We start from the raw sequence: 24,316 nt of genomic DNA on the forward strand, positions 1-24,316 counted from the left end.
GACTTTAAGCTTAATTCACGAGACAGGATCAGGAGGGCAATGGATTGAAGCAGAATACGACCGGATAGATCCCGTATCTGCCTGTTGCTGAGCAACCTGCCTTTTGGGCAGAGTCCTTCAGAAACGATTGTCCAGTAGCGCTCCACAGTAAAAAACTGTGACAGTGATACACCTCTTCGATGTACCACCAGCAGATGAGTTTGACGACGGCTCTGCTTCGGCACCTTTTCCTTTCATCCGGCTCTCTGCCCTGGTCAATCCAGGACATTCGGAGTCACCCTGCTACGGATTACTGATAAACGGTGCGCCTCTACTTTTAGCCCTGACCCATGGATTCCATGGACCAATGGCTGATTATTGTGGGTAGTTCCTGTGCATTTGCAGGGAAGCACCCTTTCACTCATAACCGCTCTCTAACAAGCTCTGTAACCTGAAGCGAATCCGGCTTATGGTGTTTATTAAGAGGATCACAGGCAGAAGTGTAGCGACAGCATCCTGCCACGTCACCCCTGCTGATGGGCGGTAATTATGCACATCGCTGAATGATTGACAATTGTGAGATTTAGCTAATGAAGTTTTGCCCTCTAAAAAATATTTTTTAGTTACTTAGCCTCCTAAGTATTCTACCTACACAGCTATTGATGTGCATAGAACATAATTTTCATGCTTTTCGTTCTCAAACTCAAAATAGGTCAAGCCAATTTCTTTGAACCCGTGTTTCTCATAAAATTTCAGTGCTCGTGTATTTTCATGAAATACAGTCAGCCACAATTGTTCGAGCCCAACCGAGCTGCAAAATGTTAAGGCCGCTTGCAGAAGCTTCGAACCTACACCCTTTCCAGTGAAGCTCTCCTGAATATACAGCCTATCAAGTTCAGGCTTTTCGTCGCCTGTGGCAGGGCATTCAGCAGAAACGTTCAAGGAGAGATACCCGACCAAATGACCATCTTCGATGGCTACAAAACAGGCTTGATTTTCAGAACTGAGCTTGCGTTCAATATTTTTCTCTGTGAACTCGCGCAATACATATTGAGAGATGGATTTTCTGATTCCTTGCTTTGCATAGGTGTCGAGCCAAACCTGTATTGAAAGTGCTGCAATATCAGAACTGTCTTTAGTTTCTGCAATTCTTATCATTTTTCTCGATATTTACTGTGATGTTGATTGTGGTTGGCTAGTAACTCGTTCCCTTGATGGAGTGGGTGTCACAAATCTCTGGTTCCCTCACTCCTGCGTGGGAACCCATACATTGTGTCAAGTTGTAGAGCCTTTTTTCAAGAGGGGTATGCATTCCCATGCAGAGCGAGGCTGTCGCAAAACTCCAACAACCCGTTCCCGCGCTCTGTGGGTGTCGCAAAACTACAACAGCTTGTTCCCATGCTCTGAGGTCGTCATTCCCGCGAAGGCGGGAATCCAGCGCCAACGGTGGATCTCTGCCTTCTCGGGGATAACAAGGCTAGGGGGGGCACCGGGCAGTATGGTTCTGGTGGTGAGTCAGTGTGGATTCCCGCCTTCGCGGGAATGACGAGAATGAAGTCAGGAATGACGGGAGTCAACTCGTTCCCTCGCTGGAGAGGGTTTTGCGACACCCTCAGAGCGTGTCGCAAAACTTCAACAGCTCGTTCTCACGCTCTGAAGTCGTCATTCCCGCGAAGGCGGGAATCCAGCACCAACGGTGGATCTCTGCCCTCTCGGGGATGACAAGGCCAGGGGGGAACCGGGCAGTATGGTTCTGGTGGTGAGTCAGTGTGGATTCCTGTCTTCGCGGGAATGACGAGAATGAAGTCGGGAATGACGGGAGTCAACTCGTTCCCTCGCTGGAGAGGGTTTTGCGACACCCTCTGGAGCGTGGGAACGAGCCAAATGTTTGATTTGGCCATGTAACAGCTTACTTGCCGACTCAGTTTCGCATAACACACTTAGTGTGAAAACCAGAGTTTTTCGGCCCCCTGCGGAGCGTGAGAACAACTCAAAAAAAACGGCTCATCCTTCGACAAGCCGCTCCATTTCACTTAACCGGTCAATCCGATGCTATTATTCCCACTCAATCGTCGCAGGTGGCTTGCTGGATACGTCATAAGTCACCCGGGAAACATGCTCTATCTCATTAATAATCCGGCTGGAAACTTTCTCCAGCAGTTCATAAGGCAGGTGAGCCCAGCGAGCCGTCATAAAGTCGATGGTTTCTACCGCGCGTAGAGCCACCACATACTCGTAACGACGACCGTCACCGACCACACCTACCGATTTAACCGGCAGGAAGACAGCAAAGGCCTGACTGGTCTTGTGATACCAGTCGGCTTTATGCAGTTCTTCAATAAAAATGGCATCTGCCTGACGGAGAATGTCGCAGTACTCTTTCCTGACCTCTGCCAGTACCCTTACGCCCAGACCCGGACCGGGGAATGGGTGGCGATAAACCATGTCATAGGGCAGTCCAAGCTCAAGACCAATCTTGCGCACTTCATCCTTGAACAGTTCACGCAGTGGCTCAACCAGCTCCATCGCCATATCTTCAGGTAAACCACCCACATTGTGGTGAGACTTGATAACATGGGCCTTACCGGACTTGGCGCCTGCTGATTCGATCACATCAGGATAGATAGTGCCCTGAGCCAGGAACTGGACATTGTCCAGAGCCGTAGCCTGCTGATCAAAGACTTCAATAAAGGTGTTACCGATAATTTTACGCTTAGCCTCCGGATCCTGAACGCCTTTCAATTTTTCCAGGAACAGTTCTTCAGCATCCGCACGGATAACACGCACCCCCATGTTCTCAGCGAACATGGCCATCACCTGATCACCTTCATTCAGACGAAGCAGACCATTATCGACAAAGACACAAACCAGCTGATCACCGATAGCCTTGTGCAACAGCGCTGCCACAACACTGGAATCCACACCGCCAGAAAGACCCAGGAGTACGGTCTTATCACCCACCTGTTCCCGAACGCGGGCAATGGCGTCCTCAATAATTTGTCCCGCCGTCCAAAGTTTTTGACAGCCGGCAATATCAATAACAAAACGTTCCAGGATGCGACCGCCCTGTTTGGTGTGAGTCACTTCGGGGTGAAACTGGACACCGTAGTATTGCTTTTCTTCACAGGCTATGGCTGCAAGAGGACAAGAATCGGTAGAAGCCGCGACCACAAAGCCTTCGGGCAACTGGGAAACCTTGTCGCCGTGACTCATCCAGACATCCAGACTCAGACGACCCTGCTCATTCACATGGTCTTCAATGCCATCGAACAGTCTAACCTTATTTTCCAGATTCACTTCGGCATAACCGAATTCACGCAGATTAGAGGTCGACACCCTGCCACCCATCTGCTCTGCCATGGTCTGCATGCCGTAGCAGATACCCAGCACAGGAACACCCAGATCAAAAACAGCCTGCGGCGCACGAGGCGAAGCGTCACCAGTCACGGATTCAGGCCCACCGGAAAGAATGACCGCCCTGGGGGCAAACTCAACAATAGCCTGCTCATCCATATCGCAGGGATGCAGCTCACAATAAACGCCTATCTCACGTACACGTCGGGCGATCAGCTGTGTGTACTGGGAACCGAAATCCAGAATCAGAATTCGTTCGGCGTGGATATCCTCTAACATGTGTCTTCTCAAAATTAGATAAATGCTATGACCAACAACAGACGGTCTTCGAGTCGGATGAAGACCTGTCACTGATCCGACATTCGTTAAACTGCGGATAATAAAGCCAGCAGCTCAAAGGAATGACCAAATTAACCCACCCGGTAATTGGGTGCTTCTTTGGTAATGGTTACGTCGTGGACATGAGACTCTTTCATACCCGCATTGGTCACCCGAACGAACTCAGGCACCGTGCGCATGGTCTTCATATCTGCTGAACCTGTGTATCCCATAGCTGCACGCAAGCCACCTACCATCTGGTGGACAATGGCATTCAGCGGCCCTTTGTAAGGTACACGACCTTCAATACCTTCCGGGACCAGCTTCTCGGCACCGGCCTCCGCACTCTGGAAGTAACGATCACTGGAGCCGGAAGCCTGAGCCATGGCACCGAGGGAACCCATGCCACGATAAGCTTTGTAACTTCTGCCCTGATAAAGCTCAACTTCACCCGGGGCTTCCTCAGTACCTGCCAGCATACTACCCAGCATGACCGCACTGGCACCCGCTACGATCGCTTTGGCCAGATCTCCGGAGAAGCGAATCCCGCCGTCGGCAATCACCGGAATACCAGTTCCCTCCAGGGCCGCCACAACGTTCGCTACCGCAGAAATCTGCGGTACACCGATGCCGGTGACGATGCGGGTAGTACAGATTGAGCCGGGACCGATACCCACTTTCACGCCATCGGCACCTGCATCAGCCAGGGCCCTGGCTGCTGCACCGGTAGCAATATTACCGCCAACAACCTGAACATGTGGATAGGTTTCCTTAACCCAGCGAACCCTCTCGATAACCCCTTTGGAGTGACCGTGGGCGGTATCAACGATCACGACGTCGACACCGGCATCGACCAGAGCAGCCACTCGCTCCGGGGTTTCGGGTCCGGTGCCAACTGCCGCCCCCACTCTCAGCTGACCATGGGAATCTTTACTGGCGTTAGGATAGTCCTGGGCTTTCTTGATATCTTTTACGGTCATCATGCCGACCAGATTAAACGCCTCATTAACCACCAGCACTTTCTCGATACGATGTTTATGAAGCAGCTTGCGAACAGCTTCCTGGTCAGTCCCTTCCTTCACGGTGACCAGTCTCTCTTTAGGCGTCATGATATCAGCCACAATCTTTTCCAGATTGGAGACAAAACGAACGTCACGGCTGGTGACAATACCGACCAGATCGCTGCCATCAAGGACAGGAACTCCGGATATCTTGTGACGACCGGTCAGTTCAAGAAGATCTCTGACCGACGCAGTGGAGTCGATCGTAATAGGGTCTTTGACCACACCACTTTCATGCTTTTTAACCTTACGGACTTCATTGGCCTGTTGAGCAACGGTCATATTCTTGTGAATGATGCCAATCCCACCTTCCTGCGCCATGGCAATAGCCAGACGAGCTTCAGTCACGGTGTCCATGGCCGCCGAGATCAGGGGAATTTTCAACTCGATTTCGCGAGTCAGTTTTGTGGTCAGAGAAACATCTTTGGGGAGAACTTCTGAATATCCGGGCAGAAGCAGGACGTCATCGAAAGTGAGGGCTTCTTGGGCGATTCTCAGCATTACCTGTTACCGATCCGAGTGTATTGAGAGGATGGAAAGAATCCCGACGATTATACATCAAGATCATCATCAATAAAACAGAAAATCCATTCAAATAATTTAAATGCGCATACAAAAATACTAAGGGGCGGTTCATGATCTTTTTCTCTTGGGAAATCAGGGTATGAGAAGGGAGCACCCCGGCAATATCAGCCGCAAACAGTGTCAGTTTCTTCTTGTCCTCGAAGGCGCTGCATGCAGTCAGGTCCTGTACCATCGACCTTTACCATGCTTTTTGTGCTCTGTTCGGTCTACATCTATCCAGACGGACATCCGCTCAGATTCTGAGAATCCGGACTGTCTTCTGGGCTATATACAAGATAACTGGCATAGTAGATGAATTTACGATTATTTATCAGCACCCGAAGGTATTGTTTAAAGAAACGCTTGGTATCTTCAACAAGATTTTTGCAAAGCAAAACGACTACCTGTTGCCAAAATTGACAAGTGTCATCAATGCGTTAGCCAGGCTCCTCTGTAAAAAGCAGACTCCGTGGGCATCCCTTTGGTTACTTTTGACTCTGATGTTAATTCTGATATTCCAAAAACATTTATCGCAGCTCACAATAAAAAGACAGGACCAATGGCCCTTGAGACCTTAACTGAGACTATTGGAGATCAGGCAAGTTAGCCATTATTTTTCGCAATACCTGTATTTCGTCTGCTACTGATTGCATTGAAAATTTTGTTAAGCAGATCAAAAACAACTCCCCATCTATCGAGCTGATTAATTCTCTTTATTCAAATGGAGAACCACAAAAAGCAATAAACCAGACCATGAAAACTGTTCGTGCCAATCCTGACCTGAAAACAATTTATGCCAGTAACAAGTGATACTTATTCAGATGCAGACAGTATCAATCAAGGCCGATGACGGGCTGAAAAAATCAAGTTAGTTGGTTTTGATGTCGGTGATGCCGTAATTAACTTAGTTTAAACGTTCCGCAGGGACTCATTATTCAGGATACCCCTGAAAATGACTACCTTAACCTCACGCACTTAAATATTGAGAAGATAATCTATGTATCTCCCACACTTGTAAACATTAAAAACATTCGCAGCTCTGAAATAAATAATTTTATCAAGCCATCAGGTTAATAGATTATGAACAGTTAAAGCAAAAATATTCCTCCTCCGGCTTTTCTATGGCTACCGGCATCCACTACCCGACCTGATATCAATCTATTTATTCCTGACCGGGATGGTGAACATCACCGCTTCAAAACCAACACCCAAACTACATGCAGAGCCATTCTTGCTACATCCTGAACCCACTGCTATTTTTCCTCAGACTCCATGGATATGAAAACAATTCACTCAGTAAAAATAAAAACTGTTATTTAACAGGTCAACCCTGATTGACAAATTAATAATTATCAAATGGGATCTACGGCAATTCTATGCTTGTTTGTCACAGAAGACTGTTAAAACTTCTCTTGATTGCGCTGCTGTTCATGATTGAAATGAACGTACAAACAGGCCATGCCTCCGGCTTCCAGAATGAACCCAGGTACAGTGCACCAGAAATCCACTTTTTAGGTCTCTACGCCGGATTTAAAGCCAATAATTTCCACCTCAAGCTGGGTAACCATTATCACGTAATACACGACCTTGGCACACCCGAAAAGTTGTCCCTTTTTTTCAAGAACCAATGGTTGAGTCACCTGCCCTGGTTTCTGTTAGCAAAACTGCTGCCTCCTTCAACCGTACCCTACCCTTCTTTCAGTCGCGGTTTCCCCTCACTGTCCCGGGCTTTTGGTGATGCCCCCGATTGCAATCCTCATCCGGTGATGATCGATCACTCTTTGCTGAAAGGCCGCTTATCAGTGCAAACCGCTTGCATCGAAAATCATCCTGTATGGCAGATTACAGCCTCACCCCCGACATCATCGTCAGAGACTCAGGCCGTCAAGGGTGATTCTCTTTCTGCCTGGCTGTCGCTGTGGAAACTGCTAAATGACACCAATACCAGTACCCTTTTCCTGCGCCCCTGGCGAGAAGATCAGCTCAATCGCCTGCAGGCCATTCTCTGTCAAACTAATCCGCTTACAGAGCAGAAAAAGTGTCAGAGCGTTCTTATTGACTTCCCGCTGAATCACGCAAAACCCTGGCTATTGCCGGAACTGGCTAAAAAAGACATCATCAGCGCTGACGGGCAAACCGCTTTGGACAGTCACTCTATTAAGCGGGTCAATCAGGCTATTGATTGCCTCTCTTCCCACGATAAGTTGTTTGGAGAACCCAATAAAAGCAAGCCAGCTGACAAGGCAAAAATACACGCCTGCCAGAATAATCACTGGCTTTATCAGTGGTCGGATCAAAGCTGGCTTTATCAATCTGGCATTCCCGAGACTGTAATAAAACCCAGCCCGGCACTCATGACCGGGAAGTACTTTAACCTCTGGGCACTGGAAAAGGTATCGCCCGGCAATGATACCTACCCGGCCTGGTCGAGATCTTCTTTATTCATCGCCCGCAACGACAGACATCGGAAATACCATTTCTGGGGAGCAGGTGACCCGGTACTGGTCATGGGGTTCGCAGATGCCCCTTATAATGTCGAGGATCATTACGCCGGTCGGGACGGACCCATCATTGGCACCCTGGTAGAAAGTGAGCATCTCAACCTGGCCACTCTGCTTATGAACACGGTGACCAGCACGCCCTTTAATTTCTATCAATGGCGGGGAATTGTCTCAGGGTTCACATCACCCATACCCAAAAGCCTCAGTGCCCGGGTCAGGGAGCAAATTGTGAGCGACCCCGGTTCACTTTACCAGTTTGTTAAACGGCAGCCTGAGTTACTGAACAATGTGTTGACCTATTTAAACCGGGAGTTTCCGGGACACCCTCTCAACTCATACTTTTCCGGTCGTGTATCACCTTTTTTTAGCCATCAAACTAACGGGAACCCACTGGCCTTGGTGCCCAAAAAAAGCAACGCGTTTGACGGCTTTCATCCTCCTGCCATCCCTCATCAGCGAGATATGTCACTCCCCTCTACAGGGTTTGCATCGGGCATAATGACTGCTTCTGGTGTCCAGGGGAATAATGGACCGCCTGCATCTCAATCCCGCCCGAGTTATCCCTCTGCACAAAAAGCGGAACAAAGTAGCAACAAAAGTAAACGAACTGCCAGCCCTGACGGGAGGGACAATGTTGACGATAATGAGCCGCCACCACCACCGGGCGGAAACCATCCGGTCACACCAGCAGACACAGTGTACTCAGAATCCCTGCTTAAACATCTATTGCATTTGTACAGGAGCTCCGGTCTTCGGCCTGATAAAGTGAACCATAGATCGGATTTTCTTCCGGAACAACTTGGTATCACATCCAGTGAAAAATTTGAAACGTTGATCCGTCAATGCCAACCAAGCGGCTGTGAAAGTGAAACATTATATAACCAGATGCTCCGGGGTTTTGACCCGAAAAACCAACAACACATGGCACTGGCATCGAAAGCCCTGCAAAATTCGATACAAGTCATCGTTCATGATGGTCAGGAATATAGCTGTTACAAGCATGATAAAAACCATGATCATACACCTCGTCGGCCTCTGGAAAGACTTGAAGATCGCCATGTATTCCTGTTTTACAAAAGTCACGCTGTAAAACTGTCTTCTCACAGTGACAACAAACTGTGGTTCACTCACTTCCTGACCGACTCTCGCTTAAATACTGAGGAAAATGATTGGCTGGCAGCCAATTGGGTTGAAAAGGCTATCTGGGATCTGTTTCCACAATGGCAAAAAGACGTCTTATTATGCCGGGAAAGTCTTGAAAACCAATCCATAAAATTTGCCAGCGAAACACTCAAACAGGCATTTACTTCGCCTGGTGAATTCACGCAGGGAGGACAAGAAAATAAATTGTTCAGGTTTTACAATAAATTAGGCCTTGTCTGCTACCCCTTCGATGATGCCGAGAACCCCGATGGCATGTTTTACATTAGCAAAAACGTGCTTGGAGCAGTAATTTTTTTCTGGGAAGAGTCTGCCAGCAAATATATTTTCTTTATAGCTCCGGATCTCTCCACATCCGCAATAAACGACAAAATACAGTCTTTGGATAATCATTTAAAAGATTATTCGGAGGGCGCATTTTTAGTAAAAAAACAGGATATCCGCTATGTAATTCCTGCACTGATAGTACTCGCACCTGTTTTTAGAAAAACCTATACAGAAGCCGAAAAAATTATATCCGATACTGAAGATGCTCTCGTTTATGGTGGTTTAGCCAGGTGGCAACACCTCAGGTCATCAGTTAAAGCCACCGAAGTGGGCAAGGTACCTGTTACCAATGATATTGACCTGGCAGTCAAAGATACCACAAGCCTGGAAAACATTTCGGCTTCTATAGAGGAAAAGCTAAGAGCCGTCCTGCCTGGAACTACCGTTAGACGCAACAACATTTACAGTACGGTTGTAGACAGCCCAAAGATCTTGCAGCGCAGAGGGCTACTGGACACCTTAAAGATCAATTGCTTTCCCGATAAGAACGAAGAAAACACCATCGGGTTCGCCAGTTCTGAGGCAAAAAAATGGCGAATCTTATCGATCGATATTTCTGCCGGTCCTGAAGGGTATTTCGATTTCATACATGTAGAACCTTTTGCCAAGGACTCCAAACTGGCTATGCCAAACCTGCCTGCAATGGTTGAAAAACTGTTGCAGGATACACAACTTGATCAAACCTGCCCGAGTATTGATTCAAAGCGCCGGATGAAAAATGCTCAAAATGTATTAAAAATATTGCTATCAAGTGACACTAAGCAACAGGTACAGACAATTATTCAAAAGTCCGCATTCAGCAGTTCTTCAGAGTCATCCAGGTTACCGGAATTTCTGCACCCTTATATCAAGCCCAAACCTGACAATGAGCAGAAAAGCATTATTAAGGTAGAGAATAAGGCAGAAAATGACGCGAATAATCAACATCCTTTAGTTGCTGCCAAAACCAAAACAACAACACCCGCTGTCGTTGAGCCTCTGAAAGACAATGTGCCGGAACAGAAAACTATTGCCGCAACGGCTGAATTTGCCAGTACTACTAATGTCAAAGGTACAGAATCGATAACTCATGATCCGGCTTTAAATTCCCGTAAGAAGAAAAAGAAACAGAGACAAAAGCTGAAAAAAACGGTTCAGCCAAAAGCAAGCAACATTGCAACTACGCCAGATGAGGACGATATCAAAGTAGAAGCCAGCCCTGATGATCAACGCGCTAGCATAGTTCATAACAGCAAGGTAACAGCACCTGATACTGCTGAACACTCAAACAAAAGAAAGAAGGAAACCACCGCCCAAAAGCCAATCTCGAATCTGATCGATTTCGAAACAGCATTGTCCAGGTCCATAGAAATATCAAACTGGCTTAAGGAGATGGATTATAACTTTTCAGGAGAGCTAAACAGAGCAATAAAGACACGACATTGTGGTACCGCTGAAGAAAGTAAAGCGGCTGAAGCAAGGGAAGCCTCTGATGAAAACAAAGCCAAAGCAGAAAACCCTGCGCCCAATACAGAACTCGATACACTGCAAAATCAACTGAAGGAGGGAAAAGCTAAAACCTTGAAAATACTGGCCTGTTCCGGAGCGTCTGCTGATACATCCGGATATCAACCTTTCATCACCATCAATCTGACTAATACCCTGAGTGGAGAGCAGCGCATAGAGTTAAAACAGGCAGCTTATGAGGACCACTTCCCCTATGCCCAACTGGTTCAGGCGTTGTTCATTTTGAACAAAAAATTACCCTCTGGAAAATCAGAAGCACTTCAGATCTATGAAAATGCCTTCGAGCTGTTGTTACCGGCAGCTATTGCCGGTGTACCACTTGCCTATCAATTATTAATCGGGATGCAATTGCACAACCACCATCCGGTGGGCTGGCCCCAGATAGAACCTGTAAACCGATTGTTACGTAGTATGACTTCCAGAGAAACAAGCTTCAACCGGGTAAAGATTGAAGGCCTATTGAATGGTGGATTTCTGGAACAGCTCTATCAGGATACAGATGTTACCGCCCTGTCAAAGATTGAGCAGGGTTTGACCAAAGAGTCAGACCTCTCAGGCAGAGGCAGAGAAGTGAAGGCCATACTCAACGCCCTGAGAGAACCGAATACTCCCTCTACATTAATAGCCCTGAAAGCAGTTCGTCCTGGGACTCGGGAACTGCAACAAACCATCGCTTCATTGAAACTGATTCTGGAAAGAAAAAGAGAACCAGCGGCAGGTCAGATACATAGTGAGCTTTGGACCCACAGCCTCAACACTCTGCAGATTCAGGGAGCCTCCAAGAAAAAATCTCAGTTCATTGATATAACGAGTTTCCCGCAGGTGCTGGCCATGACTGACCTGAAAGTATTCATGGGCACTGAACGAACTGGACAATCGTTCAGAAGTAATCAACCCAAATTCATAGCCTTTTGGAAAATGAGCTTTTGGGAAGAGTACCTCAAAGCTTCGTTGAGCAAAGACAGGAAGAATGAAAGGGAAGTATTTGAGGAGTATCATGACAAAATAAGTAATAAAGCGACTGATAAATTCAGGCCCTATTTAATTAACGACTGGGTTCTTGCGCGTTCTTTTCTGCTTTCAAGGAGCTTTATTCAAATCAAAGAAGTTCCGGTTTCGACTTCCACCACTCCACCAGCCACTTCGAAGCAAGTAACTTCTGGAACAGGCAAAATTTCTGAAAAAACAAAAAAAACAACAAACTCAGCCAAACAGTCAAAAGGACTAAAGCCAGGCATCAGAATATCAAAAGAACTATTCGATGAACACGTTCATATCCAGTATTTATTACAGCTGGATAATAATATTATTCAGGAAGTCAGATTTATTCAGGAAAACCCGGAAAAATTTTTGCAACAGGTAGAAAAGCAGATCTCGGCATTCAGAAGGTCTTTACTAAAAAACAAAAATCCAACAAACGAGCTGGGAATAGGTTATTACTATTTTCTAAAGGCACTGGCACTGATGAGGGCAAAAGTGTCAGATGATAACAGAACTATTGAGTTGTCCTTTAGCCCGGAAGTCAAGCTCAACGCCAAAAACATAAAGGAGACTATTATACACTCCCAACAATTCTACTTCCCTTATGCCAGGATGCTTATGCTGTTTTTTGATTATGCTATGGAAGGAGAGCCTGACGCTAAATTGCAAGCCTGTGTCTCTGCATTCTCCGGGCTGTCACAGTCTATTGAGATTTTATTAGAAATGGAGTCAGATTCAGCAGCTCTGGCCGGAATGTTACTCAAGTGGCTACTGCTGATTCCAAAGCCTTTCGAACTGAGACTGACCCTTGATGCAGACATTTACCTGAAAAACCCGCCAAGCAAGATTCCGGGCAGGATAACACCTTCCATACGTATACTCAGAGAGTTTTTGGATCAGCTTCCGTTAAAAAGCACTGATGACGCAGTTGATCTTGCCGTGAATCGAATAAGCGAGATGTTTCTGAATATCCAGCACCTGCCAAAAGAACAGCACGAACAAGTGCTGGCGGTAGCGGCATGGTTAACGGCAACGGAAGCAGCGCAAATGGAATCGGTGGCAATGAAAGCGCATAAGGAAGCACAAAAGCGTGCGGATGCGGTAAAAATGAATGAAGCAGCGGTGGCATTTGTGGTAGCGAAAGCAGCAGCAAAAGAGGCATCAAACGCTATAGCAGAAATGGAAATGCGAATGGAAATAGAAGTAGGAGGAGGTGCTACAGCGGCAGAGGCAGAGGCAGAAGCAGCGGAAGCTCAATCGGAATTGTCAACAGCGGCAGTATTGAGACTGGAAGAGGCATCGGAGAAGGCAGTAGAAGCGGCAAAAGCAATGGAAGAGGAAGCGAAAGCGGAAGCAATATTAAGATTGGTGCTGCACTTTGCCACTGATCGTATCGACTTGCTTCAATTTAATAGTCTGGATATATCCTCAGTTATCATGCGCCTTACTGTGCCAGGCATTATTTACGCAACCTCATCGGGATCCGCATTCCTCACCAAAAAACAGTTGCAACTCGCTGAAGATATTAATCCAGAGAAGCGGGCAATTGCAGACATCATTAAACTTGCTTTTCATCTGCTTAGTTCATCAGAAGAAGTAAAGCCCGTTTTTCCTCATCTTGAAGCCCTTCCCCTCAGTACCCAAGTCAACCTGACCGCTAATCATTTTGGCCATGACTTACAACTTCTAACAAAATTAATTAGCTTATTCCCTGAACTTGCTGCCGAGGATAAGTCACAATGGTACAATATCTATTTGCTGATTCACGAGTACACTATCAAGCAATTCGGTGGAAATGCAGAACAGATAAAACAACTGCAGAATGATTCAGAAGATTGGAAAAAAATACGTAAATGGCTTGAAAACCATATATGGTATAAGCCACTCCAGACGGGTGGTAGTCATTTAACACCAAAGAACATCGACTTTGCTGTTTTTGACACTGCTTTGATGAAAGAGTTCAAAAAAGGAGACGAAAGAGCTTTTATTTTTGCTATTGAGCAAAGCAGAAGAGTTGGCTATCCGAAATTGTCACAACGGATAAACCAATATAAAGATAAAAATGATCCTGAATCAGTAGATATTTTAAGCTGGCTTCATTGCCTGGCTGGCTTGACACTTCTGGAAGCGGAAATAAGTTCTGATCACCAGCGGGTAATATTAAACGACCGCAAAAGAGTCCTGTCCAGTGCTTATGATCATTTCTTCAAGGCACGTAAAATCGGCTTTCAATATGCTGGTTATCTGGAATCACTGGTACTCATGCGGCTAATAAACCACTACCAATATTATCAGGACGAGACCTCTGAAGCCTCGCAAACAGACTCGATCATCAAGCCTGTTATTGAATATGCATCGACTAAAAAACCGGAGGAAAAGATCTTTATTGAAGCGGGTAAGATTGTTACGGAAATTTTGCCAGGCTTGTTATCAAGCTCTATATTTGGTGTACGTTTTGCCGCTGAAACAGCCATCAGAATCTTTACTGATAAACGGTTTAATCTTCTGCATATCCCACAGGCTGGCTGGCCGGCAATGCTCATAAAACATCTTCTGGTTACCCCTGTAAATCATAGCCTTCAGTTTCTGTTCAACAATGATGATTCTGAAACTGAAAAAGCGTTATTTCCCATAATAAGTGACCCGGACAGTATTGAAGGAATACTTCTGAAACCACTGGAGGAAACAAGACAGGTAACCATTAATGAAAGGCTGAAAGATTATAGTATTTTCCTGGACAATGAAATCGAAAATAGCAGCAGGCCAGAAAATATTAAAAAGTACTTAAGTCTTGTCAAGGCATTTGTATTGGATAAACCAGAGGTGCTGGATACAGCATCCGAAACAACAGCCTCTGATAGTAATCAACTCTCAGAGAATATTGCAAGCTATGAGCTAAGCCGTTATGACTATACAAAATTGTTTGAAGTACTTCAGGAAACACCACATCCTGAAACCGGTTTTGATGAATTCGTTTATAACCTGCCCCAGCTGGAATCTCACCCAAATTATGAGGCTATAAGCAATGCTCTTTTGAAGAAACATCGCACAAAGTCAGCCTTGGTTCACTATTATTTATGGGCTTATGAGACACTCAATGATAACTGTGATAACGAGCGAGACCTGTTCTGGGATGGGATAATGACACAGAAGATTGAAAAAAATGAACCAATGAAAAGAGCTTTTTTTGCACTTCTGGCAACCGCCGATCTAACTGTTATGTATGAAGACAAGCGAGAAGCCATGATTACCGCATTCAAACAATATAATATAGATCTTGCTTCCTGGTTGGCCTTTTTGCACTCGATCAAAGCCACTTCCGCCTTATTTCTGGGAGAGAAACAAAAGTCAGATTTTCATTTCAAGCGTTTTTCAATACAAAAAGAAATATTACCTCAAGCTGGAATAATAAATTAAGTGCCTAACCAGCAAGAGTACCAATAAGGCCAAATGCTTCAGTTGTAGACTTGTGTTCATTTTACACTCGCTATTTTCTACAAGCTGCGGCAGTTTTCTCACCAGGCTAATAAGCGTTCGACAACCCGGTACCCGGCAGATTAACCTGTCACCCAAAAGAATCTATTCACACAGGTACAAAGCCATCAGGTTTATAGCTTATAAACTGACCGGAGATATTTATTCTCTGGCTTTTCAATAACTACCGGCGTTCACTACTCGGTCTGGCATCAATCTATTTATTCCTGACCGGGATGGTGAATATCACCGTTTCAAAACCAACGCCCAAACTACATGCAGAGCTATTCTTGCTACATCCTGAACCCACTGCTATTTTTCCTCAGACTCCATGGATATCAAAACAATTCACTCAGTAAAAATAAAAACTGTTATTTAACAGGTCAACCCTGATTGACAAATTAATAATTATCAAATGGGATCTACGGCAATTCTATGCTTGTTTGTCACAGAAGGCTGTTCAAACTTCTCTTGACTGCGCTGCTGTTCATGATTGAAATGAACGTACAATCAGGTCATGCCTCCGGCTTCCAGAATGGACCCGGGCACAGTGCACCAGAAATCCACTTTTTAGGTCTCTACGCCGGATTTAAAGCCAATAATTTCCACCTCAAGCTGGGTGACCATTATCACGTAATACACGACGTTGGCACACCCGAAAAGTTGTCCCTTTTTTTCAAGAACCAATGGTTGAGTCATCTGCCCTGGTTTCTGTTAGCAAAACTGCTGCCTCCTTCAACCGTACCCTACCCTTCTTTCAGTCGCGGTTTCCCCTCTCTGTCCCGGGCTTTTGGTGATGCCCCCGATTGCAATCCTCATCCGGTGATGATCGATCACTCTTTGCTGAAAGGACGACTGTCAGTGCAAACCGCTTGCATTGAAAATCACCCTGTATGGCAGATTACAGCCTCACCCCCGACATCATCGTCGGAGTCTCAGGCCGTCGAGGGTGATTCTCTTTCTGCCTGGCTGTCGCTGTGGAAACTGCTAAACGACACCAATACCAGTACCCTTTTCCTGCGCCCCTGGCGAGAAGATCAGCTCAATCGCCTGCAGGCCATTCTCTGTCAAACTAATCCGCTTACAGAGCAGAAAAAGTGTCAGAGCGTTCTTATTGACTTCCCGCTGAATCACGCAAAACCCTGGCTATTGCCGGAACTGGCTAAAAAAGACATCATCAGCGCTGACGGGCAAACCGCTTTGGACAGTCACTCTATTAAGCGGGTCAATCAGGCTATTGATTGCCTCTCTTCCCACGATAAGTTGTTTGGAGAACCCAATAAAAGCAAGCCAGCTGACAATGCAAAAATACACGCCTGCCAGAATAATCACTGGCTTTATCAGTGGTCGGATCAAAGCTGGCTTTATCAATCTGGCATTCCCGAGACTGTAATAAAACCCAGCCCGGCACTCATGACCGGGAAGTACTTTAACCTCTGGGCACTGGAAAAGGTATCGCCCGGCAATGATACCTACCCGGCCTGGTCGAGATCTTCTTTATTCATCGCCCGCAACGACAGACATCGGAAATACCATTTCTGGGGAGCAGGTGACCCGGTACTGGTCATGGGGTTCGCAGATGCCCCTTATAATGTCGAGGATCATTACGCCGGTCGGGACGGACCCATCATTGGCACCCTGGTAGAAAGTGAGCATCTCAACCTGGCCACTCTGCTTATGAACACGGTGACCAGCACGCCCTTTAATTTCTATCAATGGCGGGGAATTGTCTCAGGGTTCACATCACCCATACCCAAAAGCCTCAGTGCCCGGGTCAGGGAGCAAATTGTGAGCGACCCCGGTTCACTTTACCAGTTTGTTAAACGGCAGCCTGAGTTACTGAACAATGTGTTGACCTATTTAAACCGGGAGTTTCCGGGACACCCTCTCAACTCATACTTTTCCGGTCGTGTATCACCTTTTTTTAGCCATCAAACTAACGGGAACCCACTGGCCTTGGTGCCCAAAAAAAGCAACGCGTTTGACGGCTTTCATCCTCCTGCCATCCCTCATCAGCGAGATATGTCACTCCCCTCTACAGGGTTTGCATCGGGCATAATGACTGCTTCTGGTGTCCAGGGGAATAATGGACCGCCTGCATCTCAATCCCGCCCGAGTTATCCCTCTGCACAAAAAGCGGAACAAAGTAGCAACAAAAGTAAACGAACTGCCAGCCCTGACGGGAGGGACAATGTTGACGATAATGAGCCGCCACCACCACCGGGCGGAAACCATCCGGTCACACCAGCAGACACAGTGTACTCAGAATCCCTGCTTAAACATCTATTGTATTTGTACGGTAGCTCCGGTCTTCGGCCTGAAAAAGTGATCCATAGATCGGATTTTCTTCCGGAACAACTTGGTATCACATCCAGTGAAAAATTTGAAACCTTGATCCGTCAATGCCAACCAACCGGCTATGAAAGTGAAACATTATATAACCAGATGCTCCGGGGTTTTGACCCGAAAAACCAACAACACATGGCGCTGGCATCGAAAGCCCTGCAAAATTCGATACAAGTCATCGTTCATGATGGTCAGGAATATAGCTGTTACAAGCATGATAAAAACCATGATCATACACCTCGTCGGCCTCTGGAAAGACTTGAAGATCGCCATATGTTCCTGTTTTACAACAGTCACTCTGTAAAACTGTCTTCTCACAGTGACAACAAACTGTGGTTCACTCACTTCCTGACCAACTCTCGCTTAAATACTGAGGAAAATGACTGGCTGGCAGCCAATTGGGTTGAAAAGGCTTTATGGAATCTATTTCCACAATGGCAAAAAGACGTCTTATTATGCCGGGAAAGTCTTGAAAACCAATCCATAAAATTTGCCAGCGAAGCACTAAAACAGGCATTTAATTCGCCTGGTGAATTCATGCAGGGAGGACACGAAAATAACTTGTTCAGGTTTTACAATAAATTAGGCCTTGTCTGCTACCCCTCCGATGATGCCGAGAACCCCGATGGCATGTTTTACATTAGCAAAAACACGCTTGGAGCAGTGATTTTTTTCTGGGAAGACTCTGCCAGCAAATATATTTTCTTTATAGCTCCGGATCTCTCCACATCCGCAATAAACGACAAAATACAGTCTTTGGATAATCATTTAAAAAATTATTCGGAGGGCGCATTTTTAGTAAAAAAACAGGATATCCGCTATGTAATTCCTGCACTGATAGTGCTCGCACCTGTTTTCAGAAAAACCTATACAGAAGCTGAAAAAATTATATCCGATACTGAAGATGCTCTCGTTTATGGTGGTTTAGCCAGGTGGCAACACCTTACGTCATCGGTTAAGCCCACCGAATTGGGCAAGGTACCTGTTACCAATGATATTGACCTGGCAGTCACGGATATCAAAAACCTGGAAAACATTTCGGCTTCTATAGAGGAAAAGCTAAGAGGCGTCCTGCCTGGCACTACTGTTAGACGCAACAACATTCACACCTTAGTTCTAGCCAGTTCGGGAGAATTGCAGCGCAGAGGGCTCCTGCACACCTTAAAGATCAATTGTTTTCCCGATACAAACGAAGAAAATACCATCAGGTTCGCCAGTTACGAGGCAAAAAAATGGCGAATCTTATCGATCGATATTTCTGCCGGTCCTGAAGGGTATTTCGATTTCATACATGTAGAACCTTTTGCCACGGGCTCCAAAATGGTTATGCAAAGCCTGTCCGCAATGGTTGAAAAACTGTTGCAGGATACACAACTTGATCAAGCCTACCCGGGTATTGATTCAAAGCGGCGGATGCAAAATGCTCAAAATGCATTAAAAATATTGCTATCAAGTGACACTGAGCAACAGGTACAGAGAATTATTCAAAAGTCAGCGTACAGTAGTTCTTCAGAGTCATCCAGGTTACCGGAATTTCTGCATCCTTATACCAAGCCTAAACCTGACAATGAACAGAAAAGCATTATTAAGGTAGAGAATAAGGCAGAGAATGATGCGAATAATCAACATCCTTTAGTTGCTGCCAAAACCAAAATAACAACACCCACTGTCGTTGAACCTATGAAAGACAATGTGCCGGAACAGAAAACTATTGCCGCAACTGCTGAATTTGCCAGCACTACTAATGTCAAAGGTACAGAATCGATAACTCATGATCCGGCTTTAAATTCCCGTAAGAAGAAAAAGAAACAGAGACAAAAGCTGAAAAAAACGGTTCAGCCAAAAGCAAACAACATTGCAACTACGCCCGACGAGGGCGATATCAAATTAGCAGCCAGCCCTGATGATGAACGCACTACGGTAGTTCATAACAGCAAGGTAACAGCACCTGATACTGCTGAACGCTCAAACAAAAGAAAGAAGGAAACCGTCGCCCAAAAGCCAATCTCGAATCTGATCGATTTCGAAACGGCATTGTCTAAGTCCGTAGAAATATCAACCTGGCTTAAGGAGATGGATTATAACTTTTCAGGAGAGCTGAATAGGGCAATAAAGACACAAAATTGCGATGCCACTGAAGAAGGCGAAGCCTCTGAAGAAAACAAAGCCACTGCAGAAAACCCTGCACTCGAAACAGAACTCGATACACTGCAAAAACAACTGCTGGAAGGAAAGACAAAAACCCTGCAAATACTGGCCAGTTCCGGAGCTTCTGCTGATACATCCGGAGACCAGCCGGCCATTACCATCAATCTGATTAATATCCAAGGCAGTCAGCAGCGCACGCAGTTAGAGCAGGCGGCTTATGAGGACCACTTCCCCTATGCGCAACTGGTTCAGGCGTTGCTCATTTTGAACAAAAAATTACCCTCTGGAAAATCAGAAGCACTTCAGATCTATGAAAATGCCTTCGAGCTGTTGTTGCCCGCAGCTATTGCCGGCATACCACTTGCCTATCAATTATTAATCGGAATGCAATTACACAGCCACCACCCGGCGGGCTGGCCCCAGATAGAACCTGTAAACCGATTGCTACGTAGTATGACTTCCAGAGAGACAAGCTTCAACCGGGTAAAGATTGAAGGCCTATTGAATGGTGGATTTCTGGAGCAGCTCTATCAGGATACAGATGTTACCGCCCTGTCAAAGATTGAGCAGGGGTTAGCCAAAGAGTCAGACCTCTCAGGCAGAGGCAGAGAAGTGAAGGCCATACTCAATGCCCTTAGAGAACCGAATACCCCCTCTACATTAACAGCCCTGAAAGCAGTTCGTCCCGGGACTCGAGAACTGCAACAGGCCATCGCTTCACTGAAACTGATTCTGGAAAGAAAAAAAGAACCAACGGCAGGTCAGATACACAGTGAGCTTTGGATCTACAGCCTCAACACCCTGCAGATCCAGGGAGTTTCCAAGAAAAAAACTCAGTTCATTGATATAGCCAGTTTCCCGCAGGTGCTGGCGATGACCGACCTGAAAGTATTCAAGGGCACTGAGCGTACCGGACAATCGTTCAGAAATAATCAACCCAAATTCATAGCCTTTTGGAAAATGAGCTTTTGGGAAGGCTATCTCAAAGCTTCATTGAGCAAAGACAGAAAAAATGAAAAGGAAATACTCTACGAACATCATGAAAAAATAAGCCATCAAGCGATTGAAAAGTCCAGATCTGATTTAATAAAAGACTGGGTTCTTGCTCGATCTTTTCTGCTTTCAAGAGATTTTATTCAAATCAAAGAGGTTACGGTTCCGGCTGCCACTACCTCAGCCACTTCAATGCAAATCACTTCTACAAGAGTTACAAATACTGAAAAAACAAAAAAAACAATCAATGCCGCAAAACGGCCAACAGAACTGAAGCCTGGCATCCGTCCATCAACAGAACAATTCAATGAACAGGTACATACCCAACATTTGTTTCAATTGGATAACAATATTATTCAGGAAGTCAAATTTATTCAGGAGAACCCGGAAGTTTTTTTACAACAGGTAGAAAAGCACATTACTGCATTCAGAAAAGTTTTATTAAAAAATAATGACCATGCAACAAACAAGCTGGGAATGGGTTATTACTATTTTCTGAAAGCACTGGCCATGTTAGGAGCCAAAATGTCAGATGACAACAAAACTATTGAGTTGTCCTTTAGCCCGCAAGTCAAACTCAACGCCAAAAAGATAAAAGAGGCTATTGTATTGTCTGGTAAGCATTTTTTTCCTTATGCCCCGATACTCTTGCTATTTTTTGAACATGGTATGGATGGAAAGCCCAGCGCAGTAACGCAAGCTCATCTCTCTGCATTCTCGGGGGTATCTCAGTCTATTGAGATTTTATTCGAATCGGACTCAGATTCAGCGGTTCAGGCCGGAATGTTACTCAAGTGGCTGGTGCTGATTCCAAAGACTTTCGAACTGAAACTGGCCTTTGACCCAGACACTTACCTGAAAAAACCCCTAAGCGAGATTCCGGGTAGGGTAACACCTTCCGTAAGTGTACTCCGAGAGTTTCTGGAGCAGCTTTCAATAAAAGGCTCTGATGGAGCAGTTGATTTTGTTTTGAATCGAATGAGCCAGAAATTTAAAAATACCCGGCATCCTCCAAACGAACAGTATGAACCAATGTTAGTGAAACCGGAATCAACTGCAGCTGCGCTTGCAGCAGCAATAGAGGCTAAAACAGCGGCAGAATTAGCTGTAGATGAAGGGGAAACGAAAACGATAGCGTTAAAGGAAGCGGCAATGTTTAAGAAAATGACTGCAACAGCGATGGCGCTTCTGGAAGCGGCAGAGGTAGAGGAAGTGAAAGCAAAAACGTTATCGGCAGTGGAATCGACAGCGAATGCGAAAATACTAACGGCAAGAAAAGCAGCTCAAGAAGCAGCACAGGAAGCAAAAGCAAAATTGTCAGCAGCAAAGCAAGCGCTAGCGGCAGCTGAAGAGGCAACTAAAGTGAAAGCGGCAGAGAAGGCGGAAGCAACCATAAGATTGATACTCTACTTCGCAACCGGTCGAACGGAACTATTGGATTTTGGTTGCCTGGATTTATCCCTGTACATCATTAACTTTTCTATATTCGGCTCTGAAGCAAACCCGGAGATTCCCATATTCCTGAGAGAAGCTCAGAGGAAGCTCTTTAAAGATATTGAACCTCATAATCGGGCATTGGCAGATATTATAGAACTTGCTTTTTATCTGGTTGGTGCATCAACAGAAGCAGAGCCGACTCTCCCCCACCTTAAAGCCCTCTCCTTCGTTAGCCAAGCTCGCTTAACATCCCTTCATTTTGGTCATGATGTACAACTTCTGACAAAATTAATTGATTTTTCTCGTGAACTGGTTACCGAGGATAACACATCGTATTGTTATAACACCCTTTCGTTGATACACCAGCATATTATCACGCTCATCGGTGGAAATTCAGAAAAGGCACAGAAACTCCAGATTAATTCAGGTGATTGGGAAGAATTACGCAAAATATTTAAGCTCCATATATGGCATAAGCCAGTAAAGGCTGTTGCACGTAATGTTCAATCAAAAATCATCGACTATTTTGTCTTTAACAGTGAAAATTTGAAAAGGTTCGCAGATGGAGACCAAAGTGCTTTTGTTCTTGCCATTGAACAAGCCAGAAAAGCTGGCTATCAGAAATTAAAACAGCAGTTAAATCAGTATGAAGATAAAATGGATTCCGAATCATTGCAGATGTCAGGCTGGCTTCATTGCCTGGCTGGGTTGACGCTTCTGGAGGCAGAAATAAATTCTATCCAGGAACCGATAGTATTAACCAGTCGCAAAAGAGTTCTGCCCAGCGCACATGATCATTTCAGGAAAGCGCGTCAACTTAGCTTCCCTTATGGTGGTTATCTGGAATCACTGGTGAATATGCGGCTAAACACCTACCAGCATTATCAGACCGAGACATCAGAAGCCTCGCAAATAGACTCGACCTATAGGCCTGTCATTCAATACGCATCGACGAAAAAACCAGAGGAAAAGCTCTTTATTGAAGCAGGCAAGATTGTTACGGACACATTGCCCGGGTTGTTATCAAGCTCTCTAATGGGTGTAAGTTTTGCTGCCGAAGCAGCCATCAGAGTCTTTACTAATGAGCGCTTTAATCTTTTGCATATCCCTCAGGCTGGTTGGCCGGCACTGATCGCAAAGCAATTTTTGATTACTCCCATAAACCATAATATCCAATTTGTGTTCAGTAATGATGGCAATGAAGTTGAAAAAACGTTATTTCCCAAGATACTTGATCCAGACAGTATTGAAGGAATTCTTCTGAAACCACTGGAGAAAACAAAGCATTTTTCCATTAAAAAAAGACCGAAACACTATGGTATTTGGCTGGATGGTGAGATCAAAAGTAGTGACAGGCCAGAAAATATCAAAAAGTATTTAAGACTTGTCAAGTCTTTTGTATTGGGCAAATCAGAGGCGCTGGATATATCATCAGGGGCAGCAGCTTCTGATGTTGAACAACTCTCAGAAAATACTGCAAGCCATGAGCTAAGCCGGTATGACTATGCAACATCGTTTGAAGTACTGCGGGAAGCGCCACAACCTGAAACCTGTTTCGATGAATTCATTTATAACCTGCCCCGGCTGGAATCTCACCCAAAGTATGAGGCTATTAGTAATGCTCTTTTGAAGAAACATCGCACAAAGTCAGCCCTGGTTCATTATTACTTATGGGCTTACGAGACCCTCAATGATAACTTTGATAACGAACGGGATCTGTTCTGGGATGAGATAATGACAAAGAAGATTGAAGAAAATGAACCCATGAAAAGTACTTTCCTGGCACTTCTGGCAACCGCCGACTTAACGGTTATGTACGATGATAACCGGGAGGCCATGAACACTGCATTCCAAACGTACAATAGAGATCTTGCCTCCTGGCTGGCCTTTTTTCATAAGATCTCGGCCAATTCCGCCTTTATTCTGGGAGAGACACAAAAAGCAGATTTCCATCAAAAGCATTATGAAAACCAAAAAGATATATTACTTCATTCAGTACCTGACCTGTAAGATTGCCAGAAAGACCAAATGCGTAAATTGAAGACTTGGCTTCAGTTTGCGCTCAGTATTTTCTATAAACGGCGATAGTTTTCTAACCAGTCAAATAAGGGATCTACAACCCAGTGTTCGGCAGAATTTCATACACCCCATTAAAAGCTATTTAAC

General features: G+C 45.4%; 9 protein-coding genes and 1 riboswitch. Of the genes, 2 read left to right on the top strand and 7 right to left on the bottom strand.

Annotation, left to right across the window (positions count from 1 at the left end; translation table 11 throughout):
• Positions 1 to 127 precede the first annotated feature (127 nt).
• A riboswitch (Lysine riboswitch) is annotated at positions 128 to 321 on the bottom strand.
• Between the two features lie 306 nt (positions 322 to 627).
• The 7 genes from P6910_RS14045 to P6910_RS14075 all read right to left on the bottom strand — a co-directional run bounded on the left by P6910_RS14045 (position 628) and on the right by P6910_RS14075 (position 5,469).
• Complete coding sequence (locus P6910_RS14045; protein ID WP_317141912.1) at positions 628 to 1,137, bottom strand: GNAT family N-acetyltransferase; 510 nt, start codon at positions 1,135 to 1,137, stop codon at positions 628 to 630.
• Positions 1,138 to 1,174: 37 nt separating this feature from the next.
• A complete protein-coding gene (locus tag P6910_RS14050) occupies positions 1,175 to 1,423 on the bottom strand; it encodes a hypothetical protein (protein WP_317141913.1) in 249 nt (82 codons plus the stop codon).
• Entirely contained in the window at positions 1,392 to 1,589 is a 198-nt protein-coding gene (locus tag P6910_RS14055) for a hypothetical protein (protein ID WP_317141914.1), read from the bottom strand. Before P6910_RS14055 ends, P6910_RS14050 begins: the two co-directional genes overlap by 32 nt.
• A gap of 36 nt (positions 1,590 to 1,625) precedes the next feature.
• Positions 1,626 to 1,838, bottom strand: coding sequence for a hypothetical protein (locus P6910_RS14060; RefSeq protein ID WP_317141915.1), 213 nt, complete (start codon positions 1,836 to 1,838; stop codon positions 1,626 to 1,628).
• 196 nt (positions 1,839 to 2,034) lie between these two features.
• Positions 2,035 to 3,612: a glutamine-hydrolyzing GMP synthase gene (guaA, locus tag P6910_RS14065; RefSeq protein WP_317141916.1), complete on the bottom strand. Its 1,578-nt coding sequence runs from the start codon at positions 3,610 to 3,612 to the stop codon at positions 2,035 to 2,037.
• Positions 3,613 to 3,743: 131 nt separating this feature from the next.
• Positions 3,744 to 5,213, bottom strand: a complete 1,470-nt coding sequence (gene guaB / locus P6910_RS14070; RefSeq protein WP_317141917.1) for an IMP dehydrogenase — start codon at positions 5,211 to 5,213, stop codon at positions 3,744 to 3,746.
• A complete protein-coding gene (locus tag P6910_RS14075) occupies positions 5,176 to 5,469 on the bottom strand; it encodes a hypothetical protein (protein ID WP_317141918.1) in 294 nt (97 codons plus the stop codon). The genes guaB and P6910_RS14075 overlap by 38 nt, the downstream gene beginning before the upstream one ends.
• Before the next feature lie 1,246 nt (positions 5,470 to 6,715).
• On the opposite strand from P6910_RS14075, the gene P6910_RS14080 reads away from it, so the two are divergent.
• Together P6910_RS14080 and P6910_RS14085 are read left to right on the top strand one after the other, a co-directional pair.
• Positions 6,716 to 15,169 (top strand): hypothetical protein, encoded by an 8,454-nt coding sequence (locus P6910_RS14080; protein ID WP_317141919.1) that lies wholly within the window; start codon positions 6,716 to 6,718, stop codon positions 15,167 to 15,169.
• 555 nt (positions 15,170 to 15,724) lie between these two features.
• On the top strand, positions 15,725 to 24,160 hold the full coding sequence (locus P6910_RS14085) for a hypothetical protein (protein WP_317141920.1): 8,436 nt from the start codon (positions 15,725 to 15,727) through the stop codon (positions 24,158 to 24,160).
• Positions 24,161 to 24,316 lie beyond the last annotated feature (156 nt).

It is taken from the genome of Endozoicomonas sp. 8E, assembly GCF_032883915.1.
Classification (GTDB): Bacteria; Pseudomonadota; Gammaproteobacteria; order Pseudomonadales; family Endozoicomonadaceae; genus Endozoicomonas_A.

Bases quoted from the DNA above. Each gene is read 5' to 3' on its own strand.
- P6910_RS14045 (WP_317141912.1), bottom strand. From the start codon at position 1,137: ATGATAAGAATTGCAGAAACTAAAGACAGTTCTGATATTGCAGCACTT.
- guaA (WP_317141916.1), bottom strand. From the start codon at position 3,612: ATGTTAGAGGATATCCACGCCGAACGAATTCTGATTCTGGATTTCGGT.
- guaB (WP_317141917.1), bottom strand. From the start codon at position 5,213: ATGCTGAGAATCGCCCAAGAAGCCCTCACTTTCGATGACGTCCTGCTT.
- P6910_RS14075 (WP_317141918.1), bottom strand. From the start codon at position 5,469: ATGGTACAGGACCTGACTGCATGCAGCGCCTTCGAGGACAAGAAGAAA.
- P6910_RS14080 (WP_317141919.1), top strand. From the start codon at position 6,716: ATGAACGTACAAACAGGCCATGCCTCCGGCTTCCAGAATGAACCCAGG.
- P6910_RS14085 (WP_317141920.1), top strand. From the start codon at position 15,725: ATGAACGTACAATCAGGTCATGCCTCCGGCTTCCAGAATGGACCCGGG.